This window comes from Mycobacterium shottsii, assembly GCF_010728525.1.
GTDB classification, from domain to species: domain Bacteria; phylum Actinomycetota; class Actinomycetes; order Mycobacteriales; family Mycobacteriaceae; genus Mycobacterium; species Mycobacterium marinum.
On record NZ_AP022572.1, the window covers coordinates 3,418,673 to 3,431,205 of the forward strand.

Below are 12,533 nucleotides of genomic sequence, written 5' to 3' on the forward strand. Positions count from 1 at the left end.
TAGTAGAACGGGTATCAGGTGAAGCGGAACCAGCGTCGCGCCGCCAGCGCCGCCAGCGTTCCCCACGCGGCCAGCACAACCAGGCCGAACCAGTCCACCGACAGGACCATCGCCCGCGACAGCGCCTCGGTGAGCGCGCCCGACGGAGTGAGCCGCGCCGCCCACTTGACCGCGGTGGGAATCACATCGGTTTCGACCGTCAGCGCGCCGAAGCCGGCGAACACGAACCACATCAGGTTGGCGACCGCCAGCACGATCTCGGCCCGTAACGTGCCGCCGAGCAGCAGGCCGAGAGCCGCGAAACCGGCGGTACCCAGGGCAATCACCGCGCCACCCAGCGCCAGCGCGGCCAGCGCCGGGCGCCAGCCCAGGGCGAAGCCGATGGCGCCCAGCACGATTGCCTGCAGGAACACCACGGCGACGACGGCCAGCGACTTGCCGGCGATGATCCCCCAGACCGGCAGCGGGGTTGCTCCGAGCCGTTTGAGTGCCCCGTATCGGCGGTCGAATGCCACCGCGATGGCCTGCCCGGTGAATGCGGTGGAGATCACGGCCAGCGCCATGATCACCGGCACGAAGGTGGCGGCTCGGTGCTGGCCGAAGGAGCCGAGGGGCAGCAGTGTCAGACCAATCAGCAGGGTGATCGGGATGAACATGGTCAGTAGCAGCTGCTCACCGTTGCGCAGCAGCAGCTTCAGCTCCAGACCGAACTGAGCGGCCAGCATCCGGGGCACGGCACTCGGCCGTGGGTCCGGGGTGAAGGTGCCTACGGGAAAGGTGCCTTCGGTGTTGGTCTGCGTCACGATCGCAACTTTCTACCGGTGAGATCGAGGAACACGTCCTCGAGGCTGCGTTGCTCGACCCGCATGTCGGTGGCCAGCACGTCGATGCGCGCGCACCACGCCGTGACCGCTGCCAGCACCTGCGGATCGACGCTGCCTTCGACCAGGTATTCGCCCGGAGTTACCTCGGTGACCCGGTAATCCTCCGGCAGCGCCGACACCAACAACGACAGGTCTAGCCGCGGTGGCGCGGTGAACCTCAATTGGTCTTTGGCGCCGCTGCGCATCAACTCGCTTGGGGTTCCGGCAGCCACCGTGACGCCATGATCGATGATGACCAGCCGGTCGGCGAGTTCCTCGGCCTCCTTGAGTTGGTGGGTGGTCAGCACCACCGTCACCCCGTCGCGGCGCAGGGCGTCGATCAATTCCCACACCAACAGCCGGGCATGAGCGTCCATACCGGCGGTCGGCTCGTCCAGAAACACCAGCTCGGGCCGCCCCACCAGGGCGCAGGCCAGGGCGAGGCGCTGCTGTTGTCCCCCGGACAGGCGCCGGTAGGTGGTCCGCGCCGCATTGGTCAGTCCGAGGGTGTCCAACAACCAGCGTGGATCTAGCGGGTCGGCGGCGTAGGAAGCGACCAGGTTGAGCATCTCGCCGGCGCCGGCCGCCGGATAGCCGCCCCCGCCCTGCAGCATCACACCGATACGGGGCCGCAGACGTGCGTTATCGGCGATCGGGTCCAGCCCCAGCACCTCGATGCTGCCGGCATCCGGGCGCACGAAGCCCTCACACATCTCGACGGTTGTGGTCTTCCCGGCTCCGTTAGGCCCCAGCAGGGCCATCACCTCTGCGGCGCGCACCTCCAAGTCGAGGTTGGAGACCGCCGTCACAGAGCCGTACTGTTTGCCGACCCCGCGCAGCCTCACCACGATTTCGGTGCCCCGGCCTGCCGCGGGGTATTTGGGGTCCGAGCTCACGTCGAGTCAGCGTAGGCGTCGGTTGCCGACGTCGGTCGCCGGGTTACCGGAGTCTCGGCGGCCGGGTCCGCGGTCTCCTGCTGATCCGATTCGCCCTGTTGGTTTGGTTCGGCCTGCTGAGTCGCTTCCGCCGGTTGGGTCGCCTCTGCTGGTGGGGTCGAGTCGACCGGCAGTGCCCTCCATGGCAACCGGTGGTAGGTGAGGGCCATCAGCACCAGCACGATGATGGCGCTGGCCAGGGTGGCATCAACGATCTGGAATAGCGCGAAGCGATCGCCGTTGGCGGTGGGGCCGAAGATGCCGACGATGAGGGTGATGATGATGGTCGCCACCCGGAATCCGGTGCGGGTGGCCCAGGCGGCCATCGGAATGATCGCCCAGAGTAGGTACCAGGGCTGCACCACCGGAAACAACAGCACCGTGAGGCCCAGCGCGACGCCAAGCCCTCCGATCGGGTGCAGGCGGCCGCGGAACACGGCGAGCAGCAGCCAGCTGACCATCACCATGATGATCAAGACGCCCATGGCGCGCGTCAGCGACAGCACCGCGGTGGTGTGATCACCCAGCCGCAGCAGGATCCCGACCTGCCCGGTGCCCAGTGCCAGTAGCGTTGGCGGCGACATCCAGCTGCGCACCACGTTGGCGGTTCCCAGGGTGAACATCCAGCCGAACCCCAGCCCACTGGCCCAGCCGACCACGGCCATTACCGACACCGTCAACGCCGACATCGCGCTGCCACACACCAGCAGCGCCTTGATCGTGCCGCCATAGCGGTATGCCAATGCCATCGTGATAAAGCCCAGCGCCAGCAGCGACGGCAACTTCACCTGCGACGACAGCGCGATCAGGATCGCTCCGCCCGCCAGCATGCCCAGCGGTTCCCATGCGGTGGCACGAGCCTTGATTGCCCGGCTTCGCTCCGCGCTGCCGGCGCGCCTGAGCGCCGGACGGGGCCGACCGGAAAGTGGTATCAGCCGCGGCGCATCAAGACCTCGCAGCGCGAACTCGGCGCCGGTCAGCATCAGTCCGAGCATCAGCGCCTCGTTGTGGATACCGGCAACCAGATGCATGAACAGCAGCGGATTGGCTGCGCCCAGCCATAGCGCGCTGACCTCGGCCACCCCGCAGCGTTGGGCCAATCGTGGGGTAGCCCACACGATCAACGCCACGCCGATCAACACCACCAGTCGGTGGAAGAGCACCGCGGCGACGATGTTCTCGCCGGTCAAATCCGAGATTCCGCGGCCGATCCACAAGAACAGAGGGCCGTAGGGTGCCGGCGTTTCCCGCCACAAGCTGGGGACCGACAGCGTAAAGACGTGGCCCAGTCCCAGACCCGATGCCGGTCCCACCCGGTAGGGGTCCAGCCCGTCCCTCGAGATCTGGCTTTGGGCCAGGTAGGAGTAGACGTCCTTGCTGTACATCGGTGGTGCGATCAGCAGCGGCAGCATCCACAACACCAGCGTGCGGTCCAGTTCCCCGCGCGACATCCGCCGCTTGCCCAGCGCGAACCGGCCGAGCATCAGCCAAGCCAGCGTCATCATGACCGCACCGGTGGTCGTCATGGTCAATGACACCGTCTGTATTCGCGACGGAAGATTGAGTAACCGCACTCCGAACGTGGGGTCCTGGACTACTGGCCTGGCGCCGGCACCCAGCGCGCCGATGCTCATCAGGACGGTTCCGGTAGCTCCGAACAGGCGAGTTCGCGCCAGTGCGGTGAGTTCGGCGGCGTTCAGCGGCGAGCCCACCGCCTGCTCGTCGCCGTGCAAGCTGGCGATCGATGAGCTCAGCGTGTGGTGGCGGGCTGCCATCAGAGCAGCGTAGCGGCACACCAGGCGGTGCCGTCGCGTCACTCGGGTGTGACCAGCGCAACCCCTAGCCAGGGCATCCTTGCTAGACCGATGCCCGGAATTGCGTCACACTGGTGTTGTGAAAATCCAACCGGAGTTCAGTGCTGCGCACAGCGCAGCTCTCGTGGCCGGGTCGGATGGTCACACCCGCAGGGCCATCGTCCGGTTGCTCCTGGAATCCGGATCCATCACGGCCAGCGAGATCGGTGACCGGCTCGGGCTCTCGGCTGCCGGCGTACGTCGCCATCTCGATGCCTTGATCGACGCGGGTGACGCCGAATCCGCGCCTGCCGCCCCGTGGCAGCAGGCGGGACGTGGACGGCCCGCCAAGCGCTACCGCCTGACACCGGGAGGCCGGGCCAAGCTCGAGCACTCCTACGATGATCTGGCGGCGGCGGCGATACGCCAACTCCGTGAAATCGGTGGTGATGACGCGGTGCGCACGTTCGCCCGGCGCCGGATCGACGCCATTCTGGCCGGTGTGCCGGCCGCTGCCAGCCCTGACGACGCCGCGGTCGAAGCGGCGGCCGAGCGCGTCGCCAGCGCGCTGACCAAGGCGGGCTACGTCGCCACAACCACCCGGGTGGGCGGGCCCATCCACGGTGTGCAAATCTGCCAGCACCACTGCCCGGTGTCCCATGTAGCCGAGGAATTCCCGGAGTTGTGTGAAGCCGAGCAGCAGGCCATCGCGGAGGTGCTCGGCACTCACGTGCAGCGGTTGGCGACCATCGTCAACGGAGACTGTGCCTGCACCACCCACGTGCCCCTAACCCCGGCGCCCAGCCCGCGCCAACACCTGACGAGCACCGGAGGAGCGTCCGCATGACACTCACACCAGAAGCGAAGACCGCGGTCGAACCGCTGACCCAAGATGAGGCCATCGCCTCACTGGGCAACTATGGCTACGGCTGGTCGGACTCCGACGCGGCCGGCGCGGCCGCGCAGCGCGGGTTGTCCGAGGCCGTGGTCCGCGATATCTCCGCCAAGAAAAACGAGCCCGAATGGATGCTGCAAACTCGGCTCAAGGCGCTGCGCATCTTCGAGCGCAAGCCCATGCCGAATTGGGGTTCCAACCTCGGGGGCATCGACTTCGACAACATCAAGTACTTCGTGCGCTCTACCGAGAAGCAGGCTGCCAGCTGGGACGATCTGCCCGAAGACATTCGCAACACCTACGATCGCCTGGGCATTCCGGAAGCCGAGAAGCAGCGCCTGGTCGCCGGTGTGGCGGCCCAGTATGAGTCAGAGGTGGTCTACCACCAGATCCGCGAGGATCTGGAGGCCAAAGGCGTCATCTTCTTGGACACCGACACCGGTCTGCGCGAACACCCGAAGATCTTCAAGCAGTACTTCGGCACCGTGATCCCGGCCGGGGACAACAAGTTCTCCGCGCTGAACACCGCGGTGTGGTCGGGCGGAAGTTTCATCTACGTCCCGCCGGGCGTGCACGTCGATATCCCGCTGCAGGCCTACTTCCGGATCAACACCGAGAACATGGGTCAGTTCGAGCGGACGCTGATCATTGCCGACGAGGGTTCCTACGTGCACTACGTCGAGGGCTGCACCGCGCCGATCTACAAGTCGGACTCGCTGCACTCGGCCGTCGTCGAGATCATCGTGAAACCGCATGCGCGGGTGCGCTACACCACCATTCAGAACTGGTCGAACAACGTCTACAACCTGGTCACCAAGCGGGCCCGCGCCGAGGCCGGCGCCACCATGGAGTGGATCGACGGCAACATCGGATCCAAGGTCACCATGAAGTACCCGGCGGTGTGGATGACCGGCGAACACGCCAAGGGCGAAGTGCTGTCGGTGGCGTTCGCGGGCGAGGATCAGCACCAGGACACCGGCGCCAAGATGCTGCACCTGGCGCCGAACACGTCGAGCAACATCGTGTCCAAATCGGTCGCGCGCGGTGGCGGTCGCACCTCCTACCGGGGCCTGGTCCAGGTCAACAAGGGTGCGCACGGGTCACGGTCCAGTGTGAAATGTGATGCGCTGCTGGTCGATACGATCAGCCGCAGCGACACCTACCCCTACGTTGACATCCGCGAGGACGACGTCACGATGGGCCACGAGGCCACCGTGTCCAAGGTCAGCGAAAACCAGCTGTTCTATCTGATGAGCCGTGGGTTGACCGAGGACGAGGCGATGGCGATGGTGGTGCGCGGCTTTGTCGAGCCGATCGCCAAGGAACTGCCGATGGAGTACGCGCTCGAGCTCAACCGGCTAATCGAGCTGCAGATGGAGGGTGCGGTCGGATGACCGTTGACAATCTGACGACGGCCGCTGCACTGAACAAGGGTGAGCTATTCGCATCTTTCGACGTCGACGCCTTCGAGGTTCCGCACGGCCGCGACGAGATTTGGCGGTTCACTCCGCTGAAGCGGTTGCGCGGTCTGCACGACGGCTCCGCACCTGCCTCGGGCAGCGCCCAGCTCACCGTCGGTGAACAGGCCGGTCTGCGGGTAGAGACGGTACGCCGCGGCGACGAGCGGTTGGGCCAGGGCGGTGTTCCCGCTGATCGTGTTGCCGCCCAGGCCTTCTCATCGTTCAACTCGGCAACGTTGGTCACCGTCGGGCGAGACACCCAGCTGGGCGAGCCGGTGAACATCACCGTCACCGGGCCGGGTGAAGGCGCGGTTGCCTACGGGCACCTGCAGATCAGGGTCGAGGAGCTGGGTGAAGCCGTCGTGGTGGTCGACCACCGGGGTGGTGGAACCTACGCCGACAATGTCGAGTTCGTCGTCGGCGACTGTGCCCGGCTCACCGTGGTGTGGATCGCGGACTGGGCTGACGACACCGTTCACCTGAGCGCGCATCACGCCAAGCTGGGTAAGGACGCGGTATTGCGGCACGTGACCGTGACATTGGGCGGCGAAGTGGTGCGGATGTCGGCCAACGTGCGCTTCACCGCACCCGGGGGCGATGCCGACCTGCTGGGCCTGTACTTCGCTGACGACGGCCAGCACCTGGAGTCGCGGCTGCTGGTGGATCACGCTCAGCCGGACTGCAAGTCCAACGTGCTGTACAAGGGTGCACTGCAAGGCGATCCGGAGTCGGCCCTGCCGGACGCGCACACCGTGTGGGTGGGCGACGTGCTGATCCGTGCCGCGGCCACCGGCACCGACACCTTCGAGGTGAACCGCAACCTGGTGCTCACCGACGGTGCGCGTGCGGACTCGGTGCCCAATCTGGAGATCGAGACCGGCGAGATTGCCGGCGCCGGCCACGCCAGTGCGACCGGGCGTTTCGACGACGAGCAACTGTTCTACCTGCGCTCTCGGGGCATCCCCGAAGAGCAGGCCCGCCGGTTGGTGATCCGTGGTTTCTTCGGCGAGATCATCTCCAAGATCGCGCTTCCCGAGGTGCGGGAACGCTTGACCGGCGCCATCGGAAACGAACTGGAAATCACCGAATCACAGGCAACAGAGAAGACGGAAAATACAGCAGCCTCATGACCACATTGATTATCAAGGACCTGCACGTCAGCGTCGAGAATCCCAACGCAGCCGAGGGTGAGCGCGAGATTCCCATCCTCAAGGGCGTCGATCTCACCGTGAAATCCGGTGAGACACACGCTTTGATGGGCCCCAACGGCTCCGGCAAGTCCACGTTGTCCTATGCCATCGCCGGTCACCCCAAGTACCAGGTGACATCGGGGTCCATCACGCTAGACGGCGCCGACGTGCTGGAGATGAGTGTCGACGAGCGTGCCCGAGCCGGACTGTTTTTGGCCATGCAGTACCCCGTCGAGGTGCCCGGTGTCTCGGTGTCGAACTTCCTGCGTTCGGCTGCGACGGCCATCCGCGGCGAGGCGCCGAAGCTGCGGCACTGGGTCAAAGAGGTCAAGGCCGCGATGGCCGCCCTCGAGATCGACCCCGTGTTCGCCGAGCGCAGCGTCAACGAAGGCTTTTCCGGCGGCGAGAAGAAGCGCCATGAGATTCTGCAGCTGGAACTGCTCAAGCCCAAGATCGCCATTCTCGACGAGACCGACTCTGGCCTCGACGTTGACGCGTTGCGAGTGGTCAGCGAGGGGGTCAACCGCTACGCGGAGGCAGAACACGGCGGCATCTTGTTGATCACCCACTACACCCGCATTCTGCGCTACATCCGTCCAGAGTTTGTGCACGTGTTCGTCGGCGGACGTATCGCCGAATCCGGTGGGCCCGAGCTGGCCGACGAACTCGAGCAGAACGGGTACGTCCGCTTTACCCAAGCGGCGGCCGCAGGGGCCTGAAAATGACTGTCTCGGTGGCGCGTCTGGACCTCGCGGCGATCCGGGCCGACTTCCCGATCCTGCAGCGCGTCATGCGTAGCGGAAATCAGTTGGCCTACCTGGATTCCGGTGCCACATCGCAGCGTCCGCTGCAGGTGCTCGATGCGGAGCGGGAATTTCTCACCACGTGCAACGGCGCGGTGCATCGCGGGGCCCATCAGCTGATGGAAGAAGCCACCGACGCCTACGAGCAGGGCCGAGCCGACATTGCGGCTTTCGTTGGAGCCGAGCCCGACGAACTGGTGTTCACCAAGAACGCCACCGAGTCACTCAATCTGGTGTCATACGTGCTGGGGGACAGCCGGTTCGACCGAGCCATCGGCCCGGGTGACGTCATCGTCACCACCGAACTCGAACACCACGCCAACCTGATTCCGTGGCAGGAACTCGCCCGGCGTACCGGGGCAACGTTGCGTTGGTATTCGGTGACCGACGAGGGGCGTATCGACCCCGATTCACTGCAGCTCGATGAGCGCGTCAAAGTTGTTACCTTCACTCATCATTCGAATTTGACCGGTGCGTTGGCGCCGGTGGCCGAATTGGTGTCTCGCGCCAAGGCGGTGGGGGCGCTGACGGTTTTGGATGCCTGCCAGTCGGTGCCGCATCAGCCGGTCGACCTTCACAAACTTGATGTGGATTTCGCCGCCTTCTCTGGACACAAAATGCTGGGTCCCAACGGAATCGGTGTGCTCTATGGCCGTCGTGAGCTGTTGGCGGCGATGCCGCCGTTCCTGACCGGCGGTTCGATGATCGAAACGGTGACCATGGAGGCCAGCACGTACGCGCCCGCGCCCCAGCGCTTCGAGGCGGGCACCCCGATGACCTCCCAGGTGGTCGGATTGGCGGCAGCGGCGCGCTATCTGGATGCAATCGGTATGGATGTCATCGAAGCCCACGAGCGTGACCTGGTTGCCGCGGCCATCGAGGGGCTGTCGGCCATCGACGGCGTCCGTATCATCGGACCCACGTCGATGGAGAACCGCGGGTCGCCGGTGTCGTTCGTCGTTGATGGGGTGCACGCCCACGATGTCGGTCAGGTGCTCGATGACGAAGGCGTCGCGGTCCGGGTCGGGCATCACTGCGCATTGCCGCTGCACCGCAAGTTCGGCGTAGCCGCAACCGCGCGCGCGTCGTTCGCGGTGTACAACACCCGCGACGAGGTGAGCCGGCTGTTGGCCGGTGTCCAGCGGTCGCTGAATTTCTTTGGGAGAGGCTGAAGTTGCGACTGGAGCAGATGTATCAGGACGTGATCCTCGATCACTACAAGCACCCGCAGCACCGCGGATTGCGGGAGCCGTTCGCCACCCAGGTCAGCCACGTCAACCCGGTCTGCGGCGACGAAGTCACCCTGCGGGTCACACTGTCCAATGACGGGGCGACGATTGCAGACGTTTCCTATGACGGGCAAGGTTGTTCCATCAGCCAAGCCGCTACCTCGGTGCTCACCCAGCAGGTGATCGGGCAAACGGTGCCAGAGGCGCTCGAGACCGTCGACGCCTTCAGTCAAATGGTGTCCTCGCGCGGAACCGTGCAGGGCGACGAGGATGTCCTGGGCGACGGAGTTGCGTTTGCCGGCGTCGCGAAGTATCCGGCTCGGGTGAAGTGTGCCTTGCTCGGCTGGATGGCATTCAAAGACGCACTGGCCCAGGCTATTACCGCAAATGCGCTAGCCGAAGGCGGCGAACACGTGGAGGAGGTCAGCGATGAGTGAAACCACCGCTCCCAATGAAGAGATGCTCGCCGACATCGAGGAGGCGATGCGCGACGTCGTCGACCCCGAACTGGGCATCAATGTTGTCGATCTGGGGCTGGTCTACGGACTGAACCTGGCCGAAGGAGAGGACGGTACCGTCGCGCTGATCGACATGACGTTGACCTCGCCGGCCTGTCCGCTGACCGATGTCATCGAGGATCAGTCGCGCAGCGCGTTGGTCGGCAGCGGGCTGGTCAACGAGATGCAGATCAACTGGGTGTGGAACCCGCCGTGGGGGCCGGACAAGATCACCGAGGACGGGCGGGAGCAGCTGCGCGCCCTTGGTTTTACCGTCTGACTCGACGCTGCGTCGGCCCGCGCCGGCCGACGATCCGTCGCCATACAGTTGATCATTGACCTGTATGGTTTCTAGCCTATGCTCGGCCGCGGCAAACATCTAGACTGTGACTTCGACCACGCTGTTCCAAGTCGACTTACCGGCTAGGGCGTGTCTGCTTAATGTGAATGGTGTTTTGGCTGATGCTGTTTGGGTGATGCGGACGCATGCGATTTCTGATGATTTGTGGTCGCTGATCGTGGCGGTGTTGCCTGCGGGGCGGCGGCGTGGCCGGCCGTGGAACGATCATCGACGTACTCTGGAGGGCATTATCTGGCGTTACCGTACGGGATCTCCGTGGTGTGACCTGCCCGAGCACTTCGGTCCCTGGCAATCGGTGGCCGAGAGGCATCTACGCTGGTCGGTCGATGGCATCTACGCGCGGATCTTCGCGGCGATCGCCTCTGACCTCGACGCCGAGGACGCCGACCTGGGCGCACTGTTGTCGGTCGATTCGACCAGTGTGCGCGCCCACCAACACGCAGCCGGAGCGCGCCCGGGCGCCGCACAGGGGGATCTGTCGAATTACAAGAAATATCTCGATGAGCCCGATGACCACGCTATTGGGCGTTCCCGCGGCGGGCTGACTACCAAGATCCACGCCTTGACCGACCAGCTGTGCAGTCCGGTCACCCTGGCACTGTCGGCCGGTCAAGCCGGTGATAATCCGATGCTTTGGCCATTGCTGGCCGCCCGGTGCAGCAACTCATACGCCCCGTTTCGCCTGCTGGCGGACAAGGCGTACTCCCATGACTCGACGCGGGCACAGCTGCGCCGGCTCAAGATCGCCCATACCATCCCCGAGCGCAGCGACCAGATCACCCGCCGCAAAGCCAAAGGCCGCAACAGAGGACGGCCTCCGGGGTTCTCAGGCCGAATCTACAAGCACCGCAACACCGTCGAGCGAAGCTTCAACCGGCTCAAACACTGGCGCGCGGTCGCCACCCGCTACGACAAATACGCCCTGACCTACCTCGGCGGTGTCACCCTGGCCGCCATCATCACCTACCACCGCGTCCGCAATTAGCAGACAGGACCTAGGTGCGGCATCCGTCGCTGGCGAGTGAGGGGGCTTACGTGTCTCTTCTGGTGGTGGCGCCCGAGCTGGTGACTTCGGCGGCGGCCGACTTGCAGGGCATCGGTTCTTCGGTCAACGCGGCAAACGCGGCGGCGGCGATTTCGACCACCGAACTTACCGCCGCGGCCGCCGATGAGGTCTCTGCGGCCGCGGTAACACTGCTAGGGGGCTTCGGTCAGCAGTACCAAGCGCTGGCAGGTCAGTTGGCAACCGCCTATGACCAGTTGGCCAGCAAGCTCGCGACCGACGCGGCCGCATATCTCGGCGCCGAATCCGCCAACGCAAATCAGCTGCTCTCGAACGCAGTCAACGCATCGACCGCCCTGGTCAATGGGCCATTTCTGGAGTTGACTGGGCGTCCGCTGATCGGCAACGGTGCCAACGGCTATACCACCGCCCAAGGCATAGGGACACCCGGCGGAGCCGGTGGGTGGTTGTATGGCAACGGCGGAAGCGGTGGCAACAGCACGGATGCCGGCGTGGCTGGGGGCGTGGGCGGAAACGCGGGTCTGATCGGCAACGGCGGAATGGGCGGGGCCGGCCTGCGCGGCGGCGATGGCGGCACCGGTGGCCTGGGGGGCTGGCTGTGGGGCCAGGCCGGGGCCGCGGGCACCGGCACCCCGCTACCCGCGAACGAAATCCTGATGCGGGTGGACCAATACGGCAACCCAGTGGTGACCATCTCGGTCGGCGGGGGCCCCGGTATCGCCGTGACGGTCGATACCGGAGCCAGTGGCCTGTTGGTCCGGCCTCAAGACGTCAATCTGCAATCTCTGGGCACCGCCACCGGTTCGGGCGCCGTCACCTACGGCAATAGCAGCTACGCGTTCAACACCGTGCAATATCAGACATATCAGACAACGGTGAATTTCGGGAATGGCATCGTCACCAATCCGACCAACGTTGCGGTCGCCACGTCGGCCACTCAGACAATCAACGGCGTCACCACTTCTATTCCACTCTCGTCGCTACCCCTTTATTTGGGAATTGGGCCCAACAACGATTTCCCGTTGCCTGACCAGGTGACCGCCGCGCTGCCGGGTGACCTCAATCAAGGTGTGCTGATAAACACGAATCTGGGTTACCTGCAGTTTGGTGCCAACCCGCTGACCCCGGTCGCCTCGGTCACCGGCTCGCCGGCCACTGAACTGCAGATACAGATCAACAACGGCCCGCTGCAGCCCGCCACCGGCTCGTTCATCGATTCGGGCGGGTTATACGGCACCATTCCTTCAAGCCTCATGCCCGGCGTTCCGGTTGGCTATTCGGTGCCGGTGGGAACCACCATTACGGTCTATACCACCGACGGTGTGCAGTTGTACTCCCAGACGGTTACTGGTAGCACCAACGCGCCATTGGTCGTGCCGTCGAAAAACCCATTCAATACCGGCAATTATCCCTTCCTGCTGGGGCCGATATACATCTCGAACAGCCCAACCGGGGGTGGGCAGACAATTTTTGACTTCTGACG

Annotated in this window: 12 protein-coding genes; 9 read left to right on the forward strand and 3 right to left on the reverse strand. The window is 64.9% G+C overall.

The window, feature by feature from the left end:
- Positions 1–14 precede the first annotated feature (14 nt).
- The 3 genes from G6N41_RS15780 to mptB are packed head-to-tail and all read right to left on the reverse strand — an operon-like array spanning position 15 to position 3,573.
- Positions 15–803: an ABC transporter permease gene (locus G6N41_RS15780; RefSeq protein WP_020728597.1), complete on the reverse strand. Its 789-nt coding sequence runs from the start codon at positions 801–803 to the stop codon at positions 15–17.
- Positions 800–1,759: an ABC transporter ATP-binding protein gene (locus tag G6N41_RS15785; protein ID WP_198913317.1), complete on the reverse strand. Its 960-nt coding sequence runs from the start codon at positions 1,757–1,759 to the stop codon at positions 800–802. Before G6N41_RS15785 ends, G6N41_RS15780 begins: the two co-directional genes overlap by 4 nt.
- Positions 1,756–3,573, reverse strand: coding sequence for a polyprenol phosphomannose-dependent alpha 1,6 mannosyltransferase MptB (mptB, locus tag G6N41_RS15790; protein WP_020728599.1), 1,818 nt, complete (start codon positions 3,571–3,573; stop codon positions 1,756–1,758). Before mptB ends, G6N41_RS15785 begins: the two co-directional genes overlap by 4 nt.
- Positions 3,574–3,652: 79 nt before the next feature.
- Between mptB and G6N41_RS15795 the strand changes: the two genes are divergently transcribed.
- The 9 genes from G6N41_RS15795 (at position 3,653) to G6N41_RS15835 (ending at position 12,531) form a co-directional block, all read left to right on the forward strand.
- Positions 3,653–4,438, forward strand: a complete 786-nt coding sequence (locus tag G6N41_RS15795) for a helix-turn-helix transcriptional regulator (RefSeq protein WP_099052634.1) — start codon at positions 3,653–3,655, stop codon at positions 4,436–4,438.
- Positions 4,435–5,880, forward strand: coding sequence for a Fe-S cluster assembly protein SufB (gene sufB, locus G6N41_RS15800; protein ID WP_198913318.1), 1,446 nt, complete (start codon positions 4,435–4,437; stop codon positions 5,878–5,880). The genes G6N41_RS15795 and sufB overlap by 4 nt, the downstream gene beginning before the upstream one ends.
- Complete coding sequence (gene sufD, locus G6N41_RS15805) at positions 5,877–7,076, forward strand: Fe-S cluster assembly protein SufD (RefSeq protein ID WP_198913319.1); 1,200 nt, start codon at positions 5,877–5,879, stop codon at positions 7,074–7,076. Before sufB ends, sufD begins: the two co-directional genes overlap by 4 nt.
- Complete coding sequence (gene sufC / locus G6N41_RS15810) at positions 7,073–7,855, forward strand: Fe-S cluster assembly ATPase SufC (RefSeq protein ID WP_012394024.1); 783 nt, start codon at positions 7,073–7,075, stop codon at positions 7,853–7,855. Before sufD ends, sufC begins: the two co-directional genes overlap by 4 nt.
- Positions 7,856–7,857: 2 nt before the next feature.
- Positions 7,858–9,111, forward strand: coding sequence for a cysteine desulfurase (locus G6N41_RS15815; protein ID WP_198913320.1), 1,254 nt, complete (start codon positions 7,858–7,860; stop codon positions 9,109–9,111).
- The gene (gene sufU, locus G6N41_RS15820; protein ID WP_085979812.1) at positions 9,108–9,605 is read left to right on the forward strand and encodes a Fe-S cluster assembly sulfur transfer protein SufU; all 498 of its coding nucleotides are present in this window, start codon (positions 9,108–9,110) and stop codon (positions 9,603–9,605) included. Before G6N41_RS15815 ends, sufU begins: the two co-directional genes overlap by 4 nt.
- On the forward strand, positions 9,598–9,945 hold the full coding sequence (locus G6N41_RS15825) for a metal-sulfur cluster assembly factor (protein ID WP_011739953.1): 348 nt from the start codon (positions 9,598–9,600) through the stop codon (positions 9,943–9,945). Before sufU ends, G6N41_RS15825 begins: the two co-directional genes overlap by 8 nt.
- A gap of 193 nt (positions 9,946–10,138) precedes the next feature.
- The gene (locus tag G6N41_RS15830; protein WP_407663824.1) at positions 10,139–11,011 is read left to right on the forward strand and encodes an IS5 family transposase; all 873 of its coding nucleotides are present in this window, start codon (positions 10,139–10,141) and stop codon (positions 11,009–11,011) included.
- 50 nt (positions 11,012–11,061) lie between these two features.
- Positions 11,062–12,531 (forward strand): PecA family PE domain-processing aspartic protease, encoded by a 1,470-nt coding sequence (locus G6N41_RS15835; protein WP_198913321.1) that lies wholly within the window; start codon positions 11,062–11,064, stop codon positions 12,529–12,531.
- Positions 12,532–12,533: the final 2 nt, after the last annotated feature.

What these genes read in the sequence shown, in the direction of transcription:
- sufD (WP_198913319.1), top strand. Translation starts at nt 5,877, where the DNA reads ATGACCGTTGACAATCTGACGACGGCCGCTGCACTGAACAAGGGTGAG.
- G6N41_RS15815 (WP_198913320.1), top strand. Translation starts at nt 7,858, where the DNA reads ATGACTGTCTCGGTGGCGCGTCTGGACCTCGCGGCGATCCGGGCCGAC.
- G6N41_RS15825 (WP_011739953.1), top strand. Translation starts at nt 9,598, where the DNA reads ATGAGTGAAACCACCGCTCCCAATGAAGAGATGCTCGCCGACATCGAG.
- sufB (WP_198913318.1), top strand. Translation starts at nt 4,435, where the DNA reads ATGACACTCACACCAGAAGCGAAGACCGCGGTCGAACCGCTGACCCAA.
- sufC (WP_012394024.1), top strand. Translation starts at nt 7,073, where the DNA reads ATGACCACATTGATTATCAAGGACCTGCACGTCAGCGTCGAGAATCCC.
- mptB (WP_020728599.1), bottom strand. Translation starts at nt 3,573, where the DNA reads ATGGCAGCCCGCCACCACACGCTGAGCTCATCGATCGCCAGCTTGCAC.